Source organism: Paenibacillus sp. sgz302164 (genome assembly GCF_056120505.1).
Window position 1 is genome coordinate 43,762 of the sequence record NZ_JBVYOL010000037.1, and the last position, 21,330, is coordinate 65,091.

The 21,330-nt window shown below is 53.3% G+C and carries 22 protein-coding genes; 20 read left to right on the forward strand and 2 right to left on the reverse strand.

What is annotated here, in order from left to right:
- The first annotated feature begins 97 nt into the window (after nt 1–97).
- The 3 genes from AC0LWT_RS35350 to AC0LWT_RS35360 are packed head-to-tail and all read left to right on the forward strand — an operon-like array spanning nt 98 to nt 3,497.
- Nucleotides 98–1,636, forward strand: coding sequence for an extracellular solute-binding protein (locus AC0LWT_RS35350; RefSeq protein ID WP_474686441.1), 1,539 nt, complete (start codon nt 98–100; stop codon nt 1,634–1,636).
- Between the two features lie 27 nt (nt 1,637–1,663).
- A complete protein-coding gene (locus AC0LWT_RS35355; RefSeq protein WP_474686443.1) occupies nt 1,664–2,629 on the forward strand; it encodes an ABC transporter permease in 966 nt (321 codons plus the stop codon).
- 1 nt (nt 2,630) lies between these two features.
- Nucleotides 2,631–3,497, forward strand: coding sequence for a carbohydrate ABC transporter permease (locus tag AC0LWT_RS35360; RefSeq protein WP_474686445.1), 867 nt, complete (start codon nt 2,631–2,633; stop codon nt 3,495–3,497).
- A gap of 60 nt (nt 3,498–3,557) precedes the next feature.
- On the opposite strand, the gene AC0LWT_RS35365 is transcribed toward AC0LWT_RS35360, so the two are convergent.
- Entirely contained in the window at nt 3,558–4,958 is a 1,401-nt protein-coding gene (locus AC0LWT_RS35365; protein WP_474686447.1) for an MATE family efflux transporter, read from the reverse strand.
- A gap of 213 nt (nt 4,959–5,171) precedes the next feature.
- On the opposite strand from AC0LWT_RS35365, the gene AC0LWT_RS35370 reads away from it, so the two are divergent.
- The 16 genes from AC0LWT_RS35370 to AC0LWT_RS35445 all read left to right on the forward strand — a co-directional run bounded on the left by AC0LWT_RS35370 (nt 5,172) and on the right by AC0LWT_RS35445 (nt 19,472).
- Nucleotides 5,172–5,549 (forward strand): ATPase, encoded by a 378-nt coding sequence (locus tag AC0LWT_RS35370; RefSeq protein WP_474686449.1) that lies wholly within the window; start codon nt 5,172–5,174, stop codon nt 5,547–5,549.
- Nucleotides 5,550–5,687: 138 nt separating this feature from the next.
- On the forward strand, nt 5,688–6,263 hold the full coding sequence (locus AC0LWT_RS35375) for a TetR/AcrR family transcriptional regulator (protein ID WP_474686451.1): 576 nt from the start codon (nt 5,688–5,690) through the stop codon (nt 6,261–6,263).
- Nucleotides 6,264–6,306: 43 nt separating this feature from the next.
- Entirely contained in the window at nt 6,307–7,581 is a 1,275-nt protein-coding gene (locus AC0LWT_RS35380) for an HlyD family secretion protein (protein ID WP_474686453.1), read from the forward strand.
- A gap of 7 nt (nt 7,582–7,588) precedes the next feature.
- The gene (locus tag AC0LWT_RS35385; protein ID WP_474686455.1) at nt 7,589–8,809 is read left to right on the forward strand and encodes an ABC transporter permease; all 1,221 of its coding nucleotides are present in this window, start codon (nt 7,589–7,591) and stop codon (nt 8,807–8,809) included.
- A 26-nt stretch (nt 8,810–8,835) separates the two neighbouring features.
- Nucleotides 8,836–10,137, forward strand: a complete 1,302-nt coding sequence (locus AC0LWT_RS35390) for a TolC family protein (protein ID WP_474686457.1) — start codon at nt 8,836–8,838, stop codon at nt 10,135–10,137.
- A gap of 216 nt (nt 10,138–10,353) precedes the next feature.
- On the forward strand, nt 10,354–10,641 hold the full coding sequence (gene gatC / locus AC0LWT_RS35395; RefSeq protein WP_474686459.1) for an Asp-tRNA(Asn)/Glu-tRNA(Gln) amidotransferase subunit GatC: 288 nt from the start codon (nt 10,354–10,356) through the stop codon (nt 10,639–10,641).
- 33 nt (nt 10,642–10,674) lie between these two features.
- Entirely contained in the window at nt 10,675–12,132 is a 1,458-nt protein-coding gene (gene gatA / locus AC0LWT_RS35400; protein WP_474686461.1) for an Asp-tRNA(Asn)/Glu-tRNA(Gln) amidotransferase subunit GatA, read from the forward strand.
- 36 nt (nt 12,133–12,168) lie between these two features.
- Nucleotides 12,169–13,620, forward strand: coding sequence for an Asp-tRNA(Asn)/Glu-tRNA(Gln) amidotransferase subunit GatB (gene gatB, locus AC0LWT_RS35405; RefSeq protein WP_474686463.1), 1,452 nt, complete (start codon nt 12,169–12,171; stop codon nt 13,618–13,620).
- Nucleotides 13,621–13,689: 69 nt separating this feature from the next.
- Entirely contained in the window at nt 13,690–14,169 is a 480-nt protein-coding gene (locus tag AC0LWT_RS35410) for a GNAT family N-acetyltransferase (protein WP_474686465.1), read from the forward strand.
- An 80-nt stretch (nt 14,170–14,249) separates the two neighbouring features.
- Entirely contained in the window at nt 14,250–14,954 is a 705-nt protein-coding gene (locus AC0LWT_RS35415) for an MgtC/SapB family protein (RefSeq protein WP_474686467.1), read from the forward strand.
- A 65-nt stretch (nt 14,955–15,019) separates the two neighbouring features.
- Nucleotides 15,020–15,622, forward strand: coding sequence for an RNA polymerase sigma factor (locus tag AC0LWT_RS35420; RefSeq protein WP_474686469.1), 603 nt, complete (start codon nt 15,020–15,022; stop codon nt 15,620–15,622).
- Nucleotides 15,573–15,890, forward strand: a complete 318-nt coding sequence (locus tag AC0LWT_RS35425; RefSeq protein ID WP_474686471.1) for a hypothetical protein — start codon at nt 15,573–15,575, stop codon at nt 15,888–15,890. Before AC0LWT_RS35420 ends, AC0LWT_RS35425 begins: the two co-directional genes overlap by 50 nt.
- Nucleotides 15,891–15,919: 29 nt before the next feature.
- Nucleotides 15,920–16,534, forward strand: a complete 615-nt coding sequence (locus tag AC0LWT_RS35430; protein WP_474686473.1) for a hypothetical protein — start codon at nt 15,920–15,922, stop codon at nt 16,532–16,534.
- A 110-nt stretch (nt 16,535–16,644) separates the two neighbouring features.
- On the forward strand, nt 16,645–17,079 hold the full coding sequence (perR, locus tag AC0LWT_RS35435) for a peroxide-responsive transcriptional repressor PerR (RefSeq protein WP_474686475.1): 435 nt from the start codon (nt 16,645–16,647) through the stop codon (nt 17,077–17,079).
- A gap of 123 nt (nt 17,080–17,202) precedes the next feature.
- Entirely contained in the window at nt 17,203–18,930 is a 1,728-nt protein-coding gene (locus AC0LWT_RS35440; protein WP_474686477.1) for a glycosyl hydrolase family 18 protein, read from the forward strand.
- 14 nt (nt 18,931–18,944) lie between these two features.
- Nucleotides 18,945–19,472 carry a 5' nucleotidase, NT5C type gene (locus tag AC0LWT_RS35445; RefSeq protein WP_474686479.1) on the forward strand — a complete coding sequence of 176 codons (528 nt, stop codon included), beginning with the start codon at nt 18,945–18,947 and terminating at the stop codon, nt 19,470–19,472.
- 113 nt (nt 19,473–19,585) lie between these two features.
- On the opposite strand, the gene AC0LWT_RS35450 is transcribed toward AC0LWT_RS35445, so the two are convergent.
- The gene (locus AC0LWT_RS35450; RefSeq protein WP_474686481.1) at nt 19,586–19,990 is read right to left on the reverse strand and encodes a DUF2614 family zinc ribbon-containing protein; all 405 of its coding nucleotides are present in this window, start codon (nt 19,988–19,990) and stop codon (nt 19,586–19,588) included.
- A gap of 131 nt (nt 19,991–20,121) precedes the next feature.
- On the opposite strand from AC0LWT_RS35450, the gene AC0LWT_RS35455 reads away from it, so the two are divergent.
- Nucleotides 20,122–20,991 (forward strand): nucleotidyltransferase-like protein, encoded by an 870-nt coding sequence (locus tag AC0LWT_RS35455; protein WP_474686483.1) that lies wholly within the window; start codon nt 20,122–20,124, stop codon nt 20,989–20,991.
- Nucleotides 20,992–21,330: the final 339 nt, after the last annotated feature.

Here is a 21,330-nt window from a genome sequence, read left to right on the forward strand (position 1 = left end):
AATAAGTTCGGAAATCGAAAGATTACGTAAGGCTATTTCCCCCGTGACTCGCTATAGTTGTGGCTGTAAGGATAATTTTATATATGGGGGTAGATCCATGAAAATGTTGAAAAGTTCCGCGGCCGTCATGCTGTCCATCGCCGTGTTGTCGGGCTGCTCGCAAAAGCAGGCGGATACGGCGCCAGGCAATTCCGCAGCGCCTTCGTCAACAGCGGCGGCCTCGACGGCTCCGGCGGGGGATAAAAAAGAGAAGCTCGACCTCAAAGTGATGACGATCAGCTATGAGGGCGGAGGCTGGCCGGAGAAATTTTCGGTGCTCGACGAGCTGGGCAAGAAGCTGAACATCGATTTGAAAATGTCGTGGATTCCCGCCGACAACTACAAGGAAAAGCTGGGCGTGCTGGCCGCTTCCAACGATTTTCCCGATGCGTTCATGATTGCCGGCGACGATTTTCTCAAATGGCGCGATAAGGGCATTTTTCTGGATATAGCCCCGGTGCTGGACAAATACCCGAATTTGAAAAAATATTTGAGCGACGAAGCGATCAAAGTGGAGAATCCGAAAGGCAAAGCTTACGGGCTGCCCTACTATGTCGCCGAAACCCGCGATTCCATGGCGATCCGCAAAGATTGGCTGGACAAGCTGCACCTCAAAATGCCGACGACCGTGGACGAATTGTACGAGGTGGCCAAAGCTTTCGCCAAGCAGGACCCGGACGGCAACGGCCAGGCGGACACGGTCGGACTGTCTTTCAGCATGCAAACGTTTACGACCGACGTGTTTATGGATCAGCTGAAAGCTGCGTTCGGCGTCGCCAACGGCTGGAAAGAGGCGAACGGCGCGCTCGTGCCGTGGCAGACGCAATCGGCCGAGCTGAAAGGCTTGCTGGCGTATTTGCGCAAGGCGTACGAGGAGGACGTGCTCGATAAAGATTTTGCCGTCAACAAAATCAAAGATCCCGACTTCAAGTTCGAGTCCGGCAAGCTGGGGATCGGGCACGTGCTGCCGACCACCGTCTACAGCCAGGCGGTTCCTTCCATTAAAAAGATTTCCCCGGACGCCGAAGTGGTGCAGCTGACGCCGTCCAAAGGCCCGACAGGCCTGCAGGGCACAACGACGTCAGTGCCGCTGAACAAAATCGTGATCAATGCCAAGATCGATAAAAAGAAACAGGAACGCCTCTTGGAGATGTTCGATTACATGCTCTCCGACGAAGGCTTCACGCTTATTAAAAACGGCGTGGAAGGCATTCATTACAAGAAAACCGCCGACGGCAAGTATGAGAAGCTCCCGGCCTTCGACACGGACAGAGCGTACCTGCTTTCCTTCTGGCTGATCCGCCGCTTCGATCCGTATATTTCGGTTCGCCTGTGGGATAGCGAGGAAGTGCGCAAAAAGATGGAGCCCTGGTTCGAGCTGAACGCCAAATACCGCAATCCGAACAAGGGAGCGGGCATTTCTTCGGAGACGATGAACAAGTCGGGGCAGACGCTGGACAAAAAAATGATCGAAGCGATGACGAGGATCATTATCGGCAAAGCTTCCGTAGATTCGATCGACGACGCTATCGCGGATTGGAAGAAAAACGGCGGCGACAAAATGATCGAGGAAGTCAATGCGGAGTATAAAAAGTAACGGCAGCCCATATACGGAGGAAGCAGCATGGGAAAAATAGTGGAGACAAGCGCTAATACGGCAGTCGCCGCTTCGCCCGGACTTGGGAAAAGCGTATCGGCGGGCGCCTGGAAACGGGGATTGCCTTTATATGCGATGATTATCCCGGGGTTTTTATATTTTATGATTTTCAAGTATGCGCCGATGTTCGGCGTACTGCTCGCCTTTAAAGAATACGATCCGTTTGGCGGATTTTTCGGGAGCGATTGGGTGGGCTTCGCCCATTTTGCCAAATTGTTTCACGATCCGGATTTTTGGACGCTGTTTTCCAATTCGTTGTATTTGAGCGGATTGAACCTAATCTTGTTTTTTCCCGCACCGATCATCATTGCGCTGCTGCTGAATGAAGTCCGCAAATCGTGGTTCCGCCAAGCGGTGCAGACGATCATCAACATCCCGCACTTCATGTCCTGGGTCATCGTCGTCAGCGTTACGGTGCTGCTATTCGCTACGCAGGACGGCGGGATCAATCAGCTTCTGGTCAAGTTGGGCTACCCCCGGCTGGAGCTGCTCACCGATCCGGGCTATTTCCGCTTTCTCTACAATTTGCAAAGCGTGTGGAAAGAAGCGGGCTGGTCGGCGATCATTTTCTTTGCCGCCCTGGCGACCGTCGATCCGACGCTGTACGAAGCGGCGGTGATGGACGGGGCCGGACGCTGGAGGCAAATGTGGCACGTCTCGCTGCCTGCGCTGCGGACGACCATTATCGTCCTGTTTATTCTCCGCATCGGCTACGTGCTCGATCTAAGCTTTGAGCACATTTTATTGATGCAAAATCCGGCGAACATGGAAGTGTCGGAAATTTTCGACACCTATATGTACCGGAACGGTATTTTGCAGGGCGATTTCAGCTATCCGACGGCTGTCGGTTTGTTCAAATCGGTGATCGGCTTCGCGCTCGTCGTCATCGTGAACCGCATCGCCAAACAATTCGGTGAGGAAGGGGTGTACTAGCATGCGCCGTCATGACGCCAGAGGCAGCGATTGGGTGTTTCATACGATCGTCTACGGGCTGCTTGTTTTATTCGTGCTGTGCATTTTGTTCCCGCTCGTGTACGTGTTTCTGACTTCCTTCGCCAGCAAGCATGAAATTCAGACCAGGGGTTTCTTTCTGATCCCCGGCGAATGGACGATCAACTCCTACGGCTATTTGTTCATGAACCCGGCTTTTATGAAATCGTTCTTGAATTCGCTCTATATTACGGGCGCCGGCACTTTGCTCAATATGGTATTCACGACGCTGATGGCTTACGGGCTGTCCAAGTCGTGGCTCAAAGGCCGAAAATGGATGAACCTGATGATCGTATTTTCCATGCTGTTTAACGGAGGCATGATTCCGCTCTACCTTGTGGTGAAAAATTTGCACCTGCTGAACTCCATGTGGGCGCTGTTCCTGACCGTGGCGATCGCGCCTTTCAACCTGATCGTGATGCGCACTTTTTTTACGGGCGTTCCCGCGGAGGTGGAGGAATCGGCGCGAATGGACGGGTGCCACGAGTTCAGGCTGCTGTGGAGCATCATGATCCCGCTCTCGATGCCGGTCATCGTCACGATTACGCTGTTTTACGCCGTGGAGCATTGGAACACATATTTCAATGCCGTGCTGTACTTGAGCGATCAGGACAAATGGCCTTTGCAGGTATTTCTGCGGCAAATGCTGAACCAGCCCGACGAAACGATCGCCGCGATGGGCAGTTTCGAATACAGTCCCGGCGTCCGCATGGCCGGCGTCGTGCTGACGGCGCTGCCGATGCTGCTTATTTACCCGTTCCTGCAAAAATATTTCAACCAGGGCATGCTGGTGGGCTCGGTCAAAGGCTGATTCGCCGCAAAAAAAACGTCGAAACCGGAAAATGAAATCCGGCTCGACGTTTTATTTTTTTCAGGATGCAGGCTTCACGCTGCCCATCATTTTGGTATTTTTCCACTTGCCGAATCGATAGTAGAGCACATTCAGGACGACGGCGACGATAAAGCCGATGGGGAAGCTCCACCAGATGGCGTCGAATCCGTACGTATGCCCAAGGAACACGGCCAGCGGATTGCGGATCAGCAGCAAGGCGATAAAGGCGACGACCAGCGGGAAGACGACGGCCCCGGCGGACCGGACGACTCCGGCTACGACGTTGAAGATGCCGAAGATGATGAAGGACCATAGCGTAATGTTATTGATGTGCACGCCGAGCTCGATCGCTTTGCCTTCCATCGGCAGGAACAGCCCGACCGCTTGACGGTTAAACAGATGGAGCAGGCCGACAAGCACGCCCGTGAGCACGATGTTGGTTCCTACGCCTATCCAGGTAATCCGCGATACGCGGTCCCACTTGCCGGCTCCGATGTTCTGCGCGGCCATAGAGGTAACCGCTCCGCCGATCGCCATCGCCGGCATCTGCACGTAGCTCGATATTTGCATAGCTACGCCGAAGGCGGCGGCCGCTTCCGATCCGTAGGAGTTGACGAGATGAATCAGAATCAAGTTGCTGAGCGACACGACGACCATATTCAAGCCCATCGGCAGCCCCTTTTGAATGAGCACCCGGATGATCGTCCAGTCCATTCTCAGCATGTGCGTGTCGTTCCTCGTAATGCGCAAAAAATATTTCGTCCGGTACAAATAAAGCAGAAGCAGGACGAAGCTCAGCAGTTGCGCGAAAAAGGTGGCGACCGCCGACCCGGATATGCCGAGCTCCGGAAAAGGCCCGATCCCTTTTATCAGCAGCGGGTTCAGCAGGACGTCGAGGAATGCCGACAACAGCAGGAAGTAAAAAGGGGTTTTGGCGTTCCCCGATCCGCGCAGAACGGCCATAATCAGGTTGAAGCCGAACATGAACGGCACGCCGGCGAACATGATGCGCGTATACGGCACGGCGAGATCCTTCACATCCGCGGGCGTGTTCATCCAATCGAGAATAACTGGGCTAAAAATAAGCCCGATCAGGGCGACAACAATCGAAAGAATAAAGAAAAATACGGAGCTTGTTCCGACGACTTTTTTCGCTTCCTCGACCTTTTTGGCCCCCAGATTTTGCCCGATCAAAATGACCGCGGCCATGGCGATGCCGAATATGGCGCTGATTAAAAAGAACATAATGATGTTTGCGTTGGAGGTTGCCGCAAGTGCCTGCTCGCCGAGAAAATTGCCGATCCAGATGGAATTGATCGATCCGTTCAGCGTTTGCAGCACATTTCCGAGCAAAATGGGCAGTGAAAATAAAATCAGCGTTTTGCCGATCGGCCCTTCCGTTAACGAAGGACGCGGCGCTTTGGGACTGTCTAAACTCATGCAAGGACTCCTTTTCAGAGTAATGATAGGGGATACATGGTAACCATTATACCAAGAACTTCATCCGACTACGAAATTTCATCCGGGAGCGAATGAAAAAGGGAGTATGCCATTGGACACTCTCTGTTTTTTTTAGTACGATATTCGTAGATACATATATTTGAAAGATTCGACATTTACATGGTCGGCTTCTTGCGGTTGGGGGGGATTCCAATGCTTCGTCTTGGTGAAAAAATTATTGTTATTGCCGATAGTTTGGAGCAAAACCTGCCTGTCGGGCAATACGGATATATTATTGCATACGACCGGAATGCGGATAACGTGTTCGATTACGTGATTCGCATCCCGAAGGAGAACAAGCATTATTATGTGCCGGCTGCGGACATCGAACTGGAAGAGGTGCTGCTGCAGCAGGAAGCGGAGCGTATCGAGAAGGAGACGCTGATCGATTTTGCCCTGGCGACGAAGAATGCCGAGCTGTTCCGCAAAATTATGAACGGCGATGCGGCGGACGTGCAGGTCGAGAGCGGCAAGGACGTGCAGTCGCGGGAGGACTTCATTAAGCAAGTCAGCTTGAAAGCGTGGATCTAAGCGGGTATTGCCGCCGGAAAACCTGGCCCCTGGAGCTTGAACAGGGGTCAGGTTTTTTTCTGTTGATAAAATCGGAAAGGCATGGTAAATTAGAAATCGAACATAAAACTAAATTAGTATTTTAGTTCTGAGGTGCGAATGATGGATGCCAAACAATTGATGATTATGGAATCGGCCAAAAAATCTTTTTCGCTGTTCGGCTATAAAGGAACGACGATGGATCAGATCGCCAAAATTGCCGGGGTGGGCAAGGCGACCATCTACACGTATTTTGAAAATAAAGAAGTGCTGCTTCATGAAATCGTCATGTCGCTGATAGCGGAGATGAAAGCAGTCGCCGAGAAGTCGTTCGAAGAAGGGAAGACGACCTCCGAACGGATTCACGGCGCGATCTATGGCATCCTCCTGTTTCGCAAGGAGCACGAGCTGCTGATTCAGCTGTCCCACGAGGTTCAGCAGTACGGCAATCAGGTGGCGCAGCAAGCTCTGGCGAGCGTCGAAACGGAAGTGATCGATTTCATGACCCGGCAAATCGAGCGGGCGATTGCCGGCGGCACGATGAAGCCGTGCGATCCGAAAATTACCGCATTCGTCATTTTCAAAATGTATGTCGCGCTGGTGTTTGATTGGGAAAAGCACAATCCGCCGCTCACCGACGACAAAATTTCCGAAATGCTGAATCTGTATATCATGAACGGCTTGACTGCTTCCTAACCACTTTCACTTGTTTACTTCAACTATGACGGAGGGGTTTTTTATGCGATTTATTCGACCCGTGGTTTATTCGGTGATGGCGCTCGTCATCGGCGCAAGCGTATTTCTGTTGACATCCAGGCAGGCGGTCAGCCAGACCGATCCGGCGAATCAGGCCCGTCCGACTGCTTATATAGAAGCGAATGAAATTAGCGCCAGCTTCAAAGTGGGCGGACGCATTACGGAGGTTCTCGTGAAAGAAGGAGAAACCGTCAAGAAAGGCCAGGTGCTGGCGCGCCTGCAAAGCGGCGAAATCGCCGCGAAGGTGGACCAGGCCAAGGCGGCCGTCTCGCTGGCCCAGGGCAAAATCGCCGAAGCGCAAGGGGCTGCGGCTACGGCGGAAGCGAAGAAGCAGCAGGGCATTGCCGGCGTCGCCGTGACGGCCGATACGGCCGAGCAGCAGGTCGCCCAGGCGAAGGCAGCGGTCGATGCGGCGCAGGCGAAGGTGGACGCGCTGCATAACGGCGCGCGCCCGGAAGAGAAGAAGCAGGCCGAGATTCAGTACAAGGCGGCGCAAGAGGTATTCACCCTCGCCGAGCAAAATCTGGACCGGATGAACGCGATGCTTGCGCAAGGCCTTGTCGCCAAAGCCGACGTCGACAAAGTGAAGGTGAGCTACCAGGAAGCGAAGACGAAGCGCGACCTTGCCGAGCAGCAGCTCAACATGGCCAGCGAGGGCCCGCGCGAGGAAGAGGTGCGGGGAGCGGAAGCGCTTCTTGAGCAGGCGAAGGCGGCGCTCGGGCTTGCCGAGGCGAACCGCGAGACGGTGCAGGTGAGGCAGGGCGATGTGACAGCCGCCGAAGCGGCTGTGCGGCAGGCTCAGGGCGCGGTCAAATCCGCGCAGTCCGGGGAGCAGCAGGCGAAGGCGGCGCAGCAGGAAGCCGAGACGTATTTGAGCTATACCGAGCTGCTCGCGCCGGGCGACGGTATCATTTTATCCCAGTCCGCGCAGGTCGGCGAGCTGGTCGGCTCGGGCTTTCCGGTGTTTTCGCTGGAAGCGGCGGAGAAGCGCTGGGTTAAGTTCTACATGCCGGAAACCGCCGTCGCGGGCCTAAAAGCAGGCGACAAAATCAGCATGACGATGCTGGCGACAGGCGAGAAAATCGAGGGCGCCGTCACTTCCGTGGCCGCCGCACCCGATTTTGCCGTGAAAAAAGCGACCCAGAGCGCAGGCGAAACGGATATCCGTTCGTTCGGCGTCAAGGTGGAGCTGAGCAGCCTGCCGGACAGCGCCGCAACGGGCATGACGCTCGTGTGGAACGGCAAATCGGAAGGGTGATGAGCGCATGAATCTGCGGGTCGGCCGAATTATTGCGGAAGAATGGACGCACATCATGAAAGACCGTCGTCTGTTCGCCATTTTGTTCATCGTTCCGATTATGTACACACTGCTTTTCGGATCGATTTATATGCATCACAAAGTTACGGAGATGGCTACCGTCGTCATCGACGAGGATCAAAGCCCGCTCAGCCGCCAAATTATTCAGGCGTTCGAGCAGAGCGAGTCGTTCCGGATTACGAAGGAATATCATTCCGAGGACGAGGTGAAGCGGGCGCTGGCATCGGGCGAAGCGAAGGTCGGGCTTGTCATACCTTCCAATTTTGAAGCGAAGCTGAAGCACGGGGAGACGCTGCCTTTGCTGACCTTGATCGACGGCAGCAACATGATGATCTCGAATGCCGCGACCAAAGGCGCGAACGAGGTGATCACGACGTTCAGCATGGGATATTCGGCGAAAAAGCTGCAGCTCCAGCAAGGGCTGCAAAGCGAGCAGGTGCTGAACACCCTGTCGCCGATCCCGTACCGCTACCGCATTTTGTACAACTCGACGTTTAATTACAGCGACTTCATGCTTTACGGCTTGATGGGCGCGATTTTGCAGCAGGTATTGTTTCTTGGCATCGCTCTGACGATCACAAGAGATAAAGACAGCGGAACCTGGCACAGGTTCGCCGAGTGGAAGCTTAATCCGTGGCGGATCGCTTACGCCAAGACGGCGCCGTATTTTCTCATCAACCTGTTTAATACCGCCGTTGCTTTCGTCGTCGCGCTGTACGTGTTCGAAGCCCCGCTGTTCGGCAGCTTGCCGGCCGGGCTTGCCATCATACTCAGCTTTACTTTCGCCGTCAGCGGCATCGGTTATCTGATCAGCCTGTTTTCGGGCAATCAGCTCGGCTCCACCCAGACGGCGATGCTGATCGCGGTGCCGTCATTCATGCTTTCCGGCTTCACCTGGCCGTTCGAAGCGATGCCGAGGGCGCTTCAGATCGTCGGGCATATGCTGCCGCTCACTTACTTTTTGGACGGCGTCAGAAACATTTTCGTCAAAGGGAACGATTTCGCCGCCATTTGGCGGGACTGCGTCGCCCTGGTGCTGACTGGAACGCTCACTTATTTCATCGCGATGCTGCTGACGCGGTTTGTCGTATTTTCCGGCAAAAAGACGGCGCAAGCCGCAGCGGGCGGCAAGCCTGCGCTGCCGCAAGGATCGAATCTGACAGCCTGAAACCTTTTCGAAAGGATGCGAACATCATGAAAAAAACGATCATCGTGCTATCTTCGGCACTTCTCCTTGCTGCGGGACTGCAGCCGGCCGCTTACGCGGATACGACGGTCACGACGACGGTCGAGGACCCTGTGCAGAACGTATATGTGTACCCGGAGACGCTGGACACCGCAGCTTCGTTGGATTTGAATTATGTGCTGGACAAAGCGCTGAAAGACTCGCATAATCTGACTCTGCTGGCGCTGAAATATTCGGCTCAGGGCACCAAGAAGGGGGATCTCGAGGCCCAGATGGACCAGATGGCCGGCCCGTCGTTCACGCCCGGGCACCTGCCCGCCACAGCGGCGGAGATCGCGAACACGCCGGGCATGCCGGCGATTAAAGACCCGGTCGATCTGCAGTGGACGATCGTGCAAAATTCGGCCATGAACCAAATGCTTCAGGGCATGGGGGCGCTTGCCGGCGGGATGAACACGATCATCAGCTCGCAGCGGGCGCAGATGCGTTCGGCCGCCCATCAGCTCGGCACCGACCAGCGCAATTCGCTGCTGCAAAGCGATGAGGCCGAGGCCGGCATCCGGCTGCAAATGATCGCGCAGTACGCGCAATTGCTCGGCCAGAAGAAGCAGCTTGAGCTGATGCGCGAGTACCAGGCCGTGATCGAGAAGGACGTGCAGAAAGCGGTCATGTTCCGGCAGCAGGGGCTGGCCTCGGCCGACGACGTCCAGACGGCGCAAAAGGCGCTCGCCAAACAGAAGGACGACATCGTTCTGCTGACGAACAATTACCGACTTGCTCTCGTTCAGCTGTGCACGGATATCGGCATCGCCTATAACCCCGATCAGGTTATTCAGGATATCGCGCCGATCACCCCGCAGCCGGTCGTCGAGACGGACACGCTGACATTGCTGAAAGGCTCCTACCAGATGAAAATGGCCGGAAACAATATCGATGAAGCGGTGTGGGAAATGGGCAATACGGTTACGCAAAACACGTACGGCGGCCAATACCTGATGGCGAATGAGGGCATCGCCGGTCAAAAGAACGCGCAAACGAAGCTTGAGCTGACCAAAAAAATCGAAGCGACCTATAACGACGCCCGCAACGCTTACCAGGCTTGCCTGACGGAGCAGCGCAATTTGAGCGACATTCAGGCGGATTTGCAAAAGGTTCGCTTCCGCTACGCGGCGGGTGTCATTTCCAGGCATGATCTCGATAAATTCATGCTTAAGGTTCACCAGAACGAAACTGCGCTGGCTGCCGCCAAGCTGAAATATTATGTGTTGAATGAAAAAGCGAAGGCGCTGGATTCGGGCTTTATCCAGTAACCTTTAAGAAGCAAGCCGCAAATTCGTATCGGCAGACTGCGCCAAGCGTCCGCCGGTACGGCTTGCGGCTTTTGCTGCGCCCCGGCGCAAAGGCCGCACAAAGACGGCGCAAAGACGGCGCAAAGACGGACCAAAGGCTCGCTTCACTTTTGGGGGATGGTTGGGCTATAATGAAAAGAATGACTATATGCAACAAAGGTAAAGGGGTGGACTATTGTGAGCATTACAAAATCAGATGTCGAGCACGTTGCCAAGCTGGCCAGATTGGATCTCACGGACAATGAGATGGAGCAATTCACAGGGCAGCTGAATGCGATTTTGAAATATGCCGAGCAGCTGAATGAGCTGAATACGGACGATGTGGCTCCGACGAGCCATGCGATGCCGCTTGTGAACGTGATGCGCGAGGATGTGACGCAGCCTTCGCTGCCGATCGAGAAGGTGCTGTTGAACGCGCCGGATGAAGAAGACGGCCAGTTCAAAGTTCCGGCCGTATTGGAGTAAGAAAACGTATATTAAGGAAGGGAGTGCCTGTCGTTGTCTTTGTTTGATCTTACCTTACAACAAATCCACAATAAGCTGCACGGCAAGGAACTGAAAGTATCCGATCTTGTGGATCAATCGTATAAGAGAATCCGGGAAGCGGATGCGAAAATCCAGGCGTTCCTGACGCTGGATGAAGAGAACGCCCGGGCGGCTGCAGAGCAATTGGACGAGCAGCTCGCTGGCGGCGGCGCAAGAGGGATTTTATTCGGGCTGCCGATCGGCCTCAAGGATAATATCGTGACGGAAGGTCTCAAGACGACCTGCGCCAGCAAATTTTTATCCAACTACAACCCGATTTACGACGCAACGGTTGTACGCAAGCTGAAAGAGGCGCAGACCGTCACCATAGGCAAGCTGAACATGGATGAATTCGCGATGGGCGGCTCCAACGAGAACTCCGCGTTTCATCCGACCTACAACCCGTGGAACACCGCGCACGTTCCGGGCGGCTCCAGCGGAGGCTCGGCCGCTGCTGTTGCCGCCGGCGAAGTATATTTTGCGCTCGGTTCGGACACCGGCGGATCGATCCGCCAGCCGGCCGCCTACTGCGGCATCGTCGGGTTGAAGCCTACATACGGCCTCGTGTCCCGTTACGGGCTGGTCGCATTCGCGTCCTCGCTGGACCAGATCGGACCGCTGACCAAGAACGTGGAAGATTCCGCCTACTTGCTGCAAGCTATTGCCGGGTACGATCCGAAGGATTCCACTTCCGCCAAAACGGACATTCCCGACTACGTGAGCGCCTTGACAGGCGATATCAAAGGCTTGCGCATCGGCGTGCCGAAAGAATATATGGGCAAAGGCATCGACCCTGCCGTGAAGGAAAAAGTGCTCGAAGCGCTGAAAGTGCTGGAAAGCCTCGGCGCCGTCTGGGAAGAGGTCGACATGCCGCATTCCGAACATGCCGTCGCCACTTACTATCTGCTCGCTTCGTCCGAGGCCTCCTCGAACCTGGCCCGCTTTGACGGCGTTCGCTACGGCGTCCGTTCCGACAACGCGCAGAGCCTGCTCGACGTGTACCACATGTCCCGCAGCGAAGGCTTCGGCCCCGAAGTCAAGCGCCGCATCATGCTGGGCACCTACGCGCTGAGCTCCGGCTACTACGACGCTTACTACCTGAAAGCGCAAAAAGTGCGCACCCTGATCAAGCAGGACTTCGATCGGGTGTTTGAAAAATACGACGTCATCGTCGGCCCGACGGCTCCGACGCCGGCATTCAAAATCGGCGATCAGGTGGAAGATCCGCTGACGATGTACCTGAACGATATTTTGACGATTCCGGTCAACCTCGCGGGCGTTCCGGCAATCAGCGTGCCCTGCGGCTTCGTGAACGGGCTTCCGGTCGGGCTGCAGATTATCGGCAAAGCGCTTGACGAGTCGACGGTACTGCGCACGGCTCATGCCTACGAGCAGAACACCGACCACCACAAACAGCGTCCGCAGCTATAATGGCGGCTAATCAAGTCCAAAGGAGGCATATTCATTTTGACGGCAACGACGGATACCCAATTTGAAACCGTGATCGGTCTGGAAGTCCATGTGGAGCTTCACACCGCATCCAAAATATTTTGCAGCTGCGCGACTTCATTCGGTGCGCCTCCGAACACGAATACGTGTCCCGTCTGTTTGGGTCATCCAGGCGTGCTGCCTGTGTTGAACCGCCAGGCGGTGGAGTACGCGATGAAAGCGGCGATGGCGCTGAACTGTACGATTGCGACGAACAGCAAGTTCGACCGTAAAAATTACTTTTACCCGGATTCGCCCAAAGCTTACCAAATCTCCCAGTACGATCAGCCTATCGGCGAGCACGGCTGGATTGATATCGAAGTGGACGGCGTCGCCAAACGGATCGGCATCACCCGCGTCCATCTGGAAGAAGACGCCGGCAAGCTGACGCACGTGGACGGCGGCTACGCCTCGCTCGTCGACTTCAACCGCGTTGGCACTCCGCTGATCGAGATCGTCTCCGAGCCGGACCTGCGCTCGCCGGAAGAAGCGCGCGCTTACCTGGAGAAGCTGAAAGCGATCATGCTGTACTGCGACGTGTCCGACGTCAAGATGGAGGAAGGCTCGCTGCGCTGCGACGCCAACATCAGCTTGCGTCCGTTCGGGCAGGAGAAATTCGGCACGAGAGCCGAATTGAAGAACATGAACTCGTTCCGCGGCGTGCAGAGAGGCCTCGAGTACGAAGAATACCGCCAGGCGGACATTCTCCGCAGCGGCGGCGAAGTCGTACAGGAAACGCGCCGCTGGGACGACGCGCAGGGCAAAACCTTGACGATGCGCGGCAAAGAGCAGGCGCACGACTACCGCTACTTCCCGGACCCGGATCTGGTCAGCCTGTACATCGACGATGCGTGGAAGGCCGCTGTCAAAGCTTCGATTCCGGAGCTGCCGGACGCGCGCAAGGCGCGGTATGCGAGCGAGCACGGGCTTCCGGGCTACGACGCCGAAGTCATCACCGCCTCGATGAAGCTGGCCGACTTCTTTGAAGAGAGCCTGCAGTACACCAAGGACGCCAAAGCTGTCTCGAACTGGATCATGGGCGATCTGCTCGGATATTTGAATGCGGGCAACCTTGAACTGGGTGATGTGAAAATTACCGGCAAAGGACTGGGCGAGATGATCGGCCTGATCGAAAAAGGCACGATCTCCAGCAAAATCGCCAAAACCGTGTTCAAGGAGCTGATCGAAACCGGTAAAGATCCGCAGAAGATCGTTGAGGAGCAAGGGCTCGTGCAAATTAGCGACGAAGGCGCGATCAAGGCGGTTGTCGAGCAGGTCGTGAACAACAATCCGCAGTCTGTCGCCGATTTCAAGGCCGGCAAAGAGAAGGCTGTAGGCTTCCTGGTCGGACAAGTGATGAAAGAAACGAAGGGCAAAGCCAACCCGGGGCTCGTCAACAAATTAATCGTCGAGTGCCTGAACGGCAAATAATAAAAACAGAAAGTGGTGATCCCGCAATATGGGCACCACTTTTTTTCAATCGGGGAGGGTGGCGGCACTATGACCATCAAGCAGCTTCCTTTGGAGACGAACGAGGAGATTTTGCAGCTGTTGTCGCTGCAAACGGCTTCCTATCGCGTGGAAGCGCAATTAATCGGCTTCGAGGACATTCCTCCGCTCAAGGACGGCATAGCTTCGATCCGGGCGGCGGAGGAAACTTTCCTCGGCTATTATACGGAAGAGGCCGGAGCAAGCAGGCTGGCTGGCGCAATCTCGTACAGCTGCGAGGGAACGGTCGTGACGATTTGCCGGATGATGGTGCATCCGGACTATTTTCGCCGGGGGATCGCCGCGAGCCTGCTGCGGTTCGTGCTCGCCGATCAGGAGCGGGACGGGGCTTCCCGGTTTGTCGTCTCGACCGGGTCGGCGAATTATCCGGCGGTGCGGCTGTACGAAAGCTTCGGCTTTTCCCCAAGGAGAACGCTTACGGTCGGCCCCGGTATTGCGCTAACGACATTCGAACGCCCTGCTTCGAGTTGATTTTTTCATCAAAAGCAGGTTCTTATCGAAGCGGAGCGCGATACAATATGTTATCACTGCGTAAAGGGAGCGATTTCAACATGAATCCTTGGGTTATCGATCAGCTGCATGTTACGATCCGGCTGTTTTTGGCTCTCCTTTTAGGAGGGCTGATCGGCTTTGAACGGGAAGTCAGCAGTCATGCTGCGGGGCTGCGGACTCATATTTTGGTGTGCGTAGGTTCGGCTCTGGTGATGCTGTTATCGATGTACGGCTTCAGCGCCTTTGTGAACGAAGTGAACGTTCGGATCGATCCTTCCCGTCTGGCGGCCCAGGTCATCAGCGGCATCGGCTTTTTGGGCGCGGGCACGATTATGTTCAATGGCAGATCCATCACGGGCTTGACGACGGCCGCTTCGCTTTGGGTGGTGGCGGGAATCGGGCTTGCCGTAGGCGCGGGCTTTTATTATCCGGCCGTCCTCGCCTGCCTTATGGTTTTGGTCAGCTTGTGGATCCTTAATAAATTGGAACTGCGGTATTTCAGCGGCAAAAAGCTGCGCATTATCAACATCGTTGCCGTCGACCAACCGGGAATTCTCGGCATCGTTACAACCCTGCTCGGCGAGTTGAAGGTGGACATCCGCAAAGTCGGTATGGAGGATTATAAGCACGATGGGGAGAGAAAAATGGTTCGGATCACCTTTTACGTGACGGTGCCGAAGCCTGCCGTGATCGTCTCGATTTTGGAACAGATTAACAATCTTTCGGGCGTTGAAGAAGTAAACGTTGAAAAAAGTAAAGTTTAATTGAAGGGTTCTTCGGGGGGCGAGCGTCTAAGCATAAAGTACGAACAGGAAGGGAGAGGTCGGGCATGGACAATTTGACGGATGAACAGCTTATCGACCGGATCCGTCAAGGTCATTCCGAAGCTTACCGCATTGTGGTGGAGCGGCATAAGAACTACATTTATTCGCTCGTCTACCGAATGGTAGAGCATCGGGAAACTGCCGAAGACTTGACCCAGGAAGTGTTCGTCAAGCTGTACCGTTCCCTTTCCTATTTTCGCGGCGACGCCAAATTTACGACATGGCTGTACCGGATGACGGTCAATCTCGTCACGGATTACAGGCGGTCGCAGAAGAGAAGGCCGTATGAAGCGCTTCTGGATAAAATGAAGGGCTGGCTAGGGGATGCCAGGGAACAGCCTGAGGAAGCCGCGCTCATGAAAGACGAGCAGCAGCGTATGCAGAAGCTGTTGTCCGAGCTGCCTGATAAATACAGGCTGATCATGTATCTGTATCACTACAAGCAGTTGTCCTATCAGGAAATGTCCGAGGCTACAGGCTTGCCTGTGAAAACAATTGAAACAAGACTGTACCGGGGAAAGGCCATGCTCAAGGAAAAATGGTTGGAGGTGAATGCGCATGAGACGGAAACCGATGGAAGAGGCCGGGTTCGAGCCGTGTCTGAATAAGCTTTTGAACGAGATGCCGCTGGAGGAAGCGTCTCCGGATTTTACGGATCGGGTGATGCGGGCTATTACGCTTCCGGAACGATCTCCGCGGCAGGCAGACGCCGGCAAGCAGCATTGGAGAAGCCAGGTTGTCAACGGTCTCATTGCTATCGCCGCCACAGTTCTGTTTATCCAGTCCGGTCTCATCGACAAAGTATTGAGCATCGATACGGGAATCAACATGATTTCCGCTTACATTGCGCAGCTTTCCCATTTGCTGCAATCCTGATCCTTAAGCGCAGATTGGAGGAATTTGAAGTGAATATACCCAACAACAATCATCGCATACCGGAGTTTCCGGGGCATGAGGAACTGCTGAGAGAGCCTTTTGCCGCGCATGAATCGTCCACTTTTCCGAACATGCCCTACACGCCCCCTTATTATCAATCGCCCAAAAAGCGCAAATGGGTTGCCGGGGTTCTGTCGTTCGCCATTCCGGGAACAGGACAACTGTATCTCGGTTTGATGCAGCGCGGATTGTTTATCATGGCGCTCATCATCCTGGACATTGTCATTATGGTTTCGATTGCCCATGGGCATGGAAGCGTTCCGATGATGACATTGTTCGCCTTGATTTTGCCGGTCATTTATTTTTACAGTTTGTTTGACGCTTTGCAATCTACGGACAACGTCAACCGGCGCATGGAACTGGGAGAATTCGCGGATATGCCGCAGGACCCCTTGCAGAAGCTGATGCGCGGCAGCAACCTCGGGGTGCTGCTCATTGTGGCCGGCGTCTTGTTTTTCCTGATCAGCACGAAACCGCCGTGGTTCGAACAAATTTTCGATCTCCTCGGTTCCTATCTCGGTTCGATCGTCCTGATCGTGGCCGGACTGGGCATGTTCTTGCTGGAATCCCGCAAAAGCAGGTAATTGTTTGCTGAGAATAACCATGAATCCGCTGCCATCATTGACAAAAGTCCATTTACACACGTACAATAAAGTGTGAAGCATAAATGACTACACATCAGGTGGTGAGTATCATGGCAGTACAATTGGAACATGCTCTGGCCAAATTGAAAACAACCGGTGTTCGAATGACCCCTCAGCGGCACGCCATTCTTTCTTTTTTGCTGGATTCCATGACTCATCCGACTGCAGATGACATTTATAAAGCACTCGAATCCAAATTTCCTAATATGAGCGTTGCTACGGTTTATAATAATCTGAAGGTCTTTATTGAGGCGGGACTCGTCCGCGAGCTGACTTACGGGGACAGTTCCAGTCGGTTTGACGCCGATATGACAGATCATTACCATGCGCTTTGCGAGGTGTGCGGCAAAATCACCGATTTCGAATACCCGTCGCTTCACGACGTTGAAATGACCGCAGCCGCCCAGACAGGATTTCAAGTGCGCGGTCACCGGTTGGAGGTATATGGGGTTTGTCCGGATTGCGTCGGCGTTACCAAGCATTAACAACTTTGCGCAAAATTCCTGCTCGCTCCGGTTTTTGTTGTATAATGAACGTGTTTGAACCTTCTTGCGATAAGAAGCGGAGAACGCGTTTTTCTTTTGCAAATTTTAAAAGGACGTGACAACTTGCAACCACTGCCAACCGAGCCGCACATTCGCCGCAGAAAGTCGCCCAGACGCTTGTTTTTTTTAGTCCTCATTCTTTTTTTGATGCTCGGTTCAGGTGCGGGATTTTGGCTCTGGAAAGAGTACGCCCCTAATAACGAACATGCGGAGACCGATTATCACGAACTGGCCAAGCCGGTTTTTTATCAAGGCCAATTTTTCCCGACAAGCGCAATCGGCCAAAAGGAAACGCTCAAGCTGCCGCTGGCGCTTATCCAGCAGTGGATTGATCCGTCGATCGTGTACGAGGAGCAGAGCGATTCCGTGATCATTACGACGGCGGACAAAGTGCTTCGTTTCAAAACGAGCCAGCTCTCGGCGTTTATGAATGAAAAACCGTACACGCTCGCTTTCCCCGTCGAAAAGAAAGATAAAACCGTCTATGTGCCTATTGAACCGCTGCGCGAGCTGTACCCTATCGAGCTCAGGGAGTCGGAACAGACCGGCGCCGTCATCCTGCTGAAGAAGGGGGATCGTTTGCAGTGGGGCAAACTGACCGATGCGAAAGGAGCGCAGCTCCGCGCGGGCTCGACCGTGAAGGCGCCGATCCTGTCGACCGTCGCTTTTGACGAGCAGGTTATGATTTTGGGCGAAGACAACGATTGGTATAAAATTCAGCAGCAGAGCGGTCCCATCGGCTTCGTCCGCAAAAGCGAAATCGCGCTTGACCGCGAGGAAACGATTCCCGTCGGCGAGGGCGCTGCGGCCTTTGTGCCGGCCAAGCCGCTCGGCGGCAAGCTGAATATGACCTGGGAACACGTCACTTCCAAAAATCCCGACACGGCCAAAATTCCCGAGATGCCCGGACTTAACGTCATCAGTCCGACCTGGTTTTCTTTAGCCGACAATCAGGGGCGGGTGAGCAACTCCGCTGATGCTGCCTATGTCAAATGGGCCCAGGACCGCGGCTATCAGGTATGGGCGCTTTTCAGCAACGGCTTCGAGCCAGACCGGACTTCCCAAGCGCTTGCGACGTACGATTTGCGCATGAAAATTATCAAGCAGCTTCTCGGTTTTGCTCAAACGTACAAATTGCAAGGTTTTAATATCGACTTTGAAAACGTGCGCGTAAAAGATAAAGCGAACCTGGTTCAATTCGTGCGGGAAATGACGCCGCTCATGCATGAGCAGGGCCTCGTCGTATCGATTGACGTTACGCCGAAATCGACGAACGAAATGTGGTCCTTATTTTATGATAGGCCGGCGCTTGCGGAGACAGTGGATTACATGATGCTGATGGCTTATGATGAATATTGGGCGACAAGTCCCAAATCCGGCTCCGTCTCCTCCCTGCCATGGGCGGAAAAATCGCTTGTTCAATTATTGAACGAAGAGAAAGTGCCGGCATCCAAGCTCGTTCTTGGCGTTCCTTTCTACACGCGCCTGTGGACGGAAGAAGTCAAAAAAGGCAAAACCGAAGCGAAGTCGAAGACGCTGTCGATGGATCAAGCCCAAGCCATTATCAAAGACAAGAAGCTGACGCCGGTCTTCCTGCCCGAAGCGGGGCAAAACTACGTGGAGTATAAAGAAGGAGACAAGCTGATGCGGATCTGGCTTGAAGACGAAACTTCGGTCAAAGCGAGAATCGCGCTCGTCAAAAAATACGATCTGGCTGGAATGGCCTCATGGCGCCGCGGCTTCGAAAAAGCGGATTTGTGGAAGACGATTCAAGACGAAATGGGCAAATAGGGAGGATAGGATCGATGAGAAAAAGAATAGCCATCGATATGGACGAGGTTATGGCCGATACTGTTGCCAAGCATCTGGCATCGTTTAACCGCGATTACAACGACGAAATTACACTGGCGGATTTGCACGGCAAAAAATTGCGCCATCTCCGTCCGGACCTGGAACAGGAGATCAGCGGTTATTTTGACGATGTCACGTTTTTTCGCGATCTGGAAGTGATGGAACGAAGCCGGGAAGTCATACTTGAGTTGAGCGAACGGTACGACATTTTTATCGCTACGGCGGCCATGGAACACCCGGCTTCTTTTATGGCCAAATTCGAATGGCTGAAAGAACACTTTTCTTTTTTGCCGGACATGAATTTCGTGTTTTGCGGCGACAAAAGCATCGTTCACGCCGATTTCTTGATCGATGACCACCCGCACAATTTCGAGCGTTTCAAGGGACAAGGAATACTTTATACGGCTCCTCATAACGTTAACGAAACCCGTTATCCTCGCGTCAACAACTGGCAGGAAGTGCGGGATTATTTTCTCGGATAAATCATAGATACAGCAAAAGCCGGACCCGTGAGCACTGTGCGGGTCTTTTTTTGTGTGCAAAAGAAAAAAACGGGCTTTCGCCCGCCATGTTTTTTGTTGTGTTGCCGCTTCGCTTAATGAGGCTTTTGCTCGTGATCCCGGTTATGCTCAAGCATCGGCATTGTGATCAATTGATCTTCAGCCTGCTCTTTGGGTTGGTACTGCGGGTCCACCGTCAAAATCGTTTTGCAGAACATGCAGCGGTCCGTTTTTCCGAGCATTTTCGTTCTTCGCCCGCATTCAGGACAGTCGATGACGGTCGCCGAAGTAGAGAGCATTCCCGCCCAAAAATAAATGCCCATGCTGACCATCATGCTGATCATGCCGATAATCATAAAGATCACAGCCATGATGCGGCCAGCTTGTCCCCAATCGAAAACGATCCCCGCCAATCCGACAATCATGAGCAGCATGCCGCCCATCGTCATGCCCAGTCCCCAAAGCCGAAACTCATTCACTTTACTTGATTTAAAACGCACCTGATTCCTTCCTCTCCGCCGTCGCTTTCGCAATCGTTACTGTATGATTTGTCACAAAATTCAGCAGGAAACTCCGCCATTGATGTCGAAATAAGAGAGTAATCCAATCCAGACAGGAGCTTCTGATACCCATGGGAATCGATAAAGAGCAGCTTTTGCTTAAGTTCCGCAATGACCGCAGAATTATCAGCGTCATGACGGTGAATAACCCCAAGCAGCTTCCCGCGCTGACGGACGGGTTCGATCAACTGCTTCTCATAGTTACAAACGATCTGAGTCTTAACAACCATATGATTAATTATATAAGAGACGATCTTCGTATACAAGAAAGATGGGTTGATCCGGCTTCGCTGGAGCATTGGATTCGTGTCGGGGAAAATCGCAGCATCATTCATTGGCTGTTAAAAGGGGAGATACTTCTGGATCAAAATACTTATTTGGAAGGCCTTCGCCATAGAATGCTTGAATTTCCTGTTGATTTGCGCGAGCACAAATTGTTAATCGAATTCTCCTTGTTTTTGCGAAAATATTTGCAAAGCAAAGAATATATTCTTGACGAGCATCTGCTGGATGCCTATAACAATATACTTGAAGCTCTTCATCATTGGGCGCGCATCGTCATTATCGAAGACGGCTACCATCCCGAAATTACGGTTTGGCGACAAATCCGCTCGATCAATCCGGGGGTTTACAAGCTGTACGAAGAATTAACGATGAGCAAAGAAACTTTGAAACAGAGAGTTCAACTAGTTTTGCTGGCCTGCGAATTTTCCGTGATGTCCAAAATGGAGCGCTGCTGCAAAAGCCTCATCTATATATTGTCCGAAAGCGGGCAGCCTGTGAGCGCCAAGGAACTGCAGCTTCATCCTTTACTGTTGGAGGTCAGGGGAGAGCTGCCGCTTCTTCTTAATAAATTGGTGAAAAAGGGACTGATTAAAGAAGTGGCCGTCCCTATCGATGAAGACATTACGGAATTAGAGCTGAAGTATTCGGCCGTTTAAAATAATTCAAAATCCGCAGGAATCGGCTGCCGCGCCGATTCTTTTTTTCTTTCTTGACATCAAATAATCATCTGTGATAAATTAGATTTCGCCGCCTTAAGACGGTACGCTTTTAAAAAGTTTGATGCAAGACAAGCAAGAAAAAAGATTTGAAAAAAAAGCTTGCATTGAATTGGGCGAATGTGATATATTATAAAAGTCGCCGCTGAAAACGGGCGACGAAATGAACGAAAAAAATTGTTCTTTGAAAACTGAACAACGAGTGAAGAAGCAAGGTTGAGCAATCAACCAAAACAAGAGATTGCAAAATCTCGTCAGCTTTGAAATTGAGCTATTCAG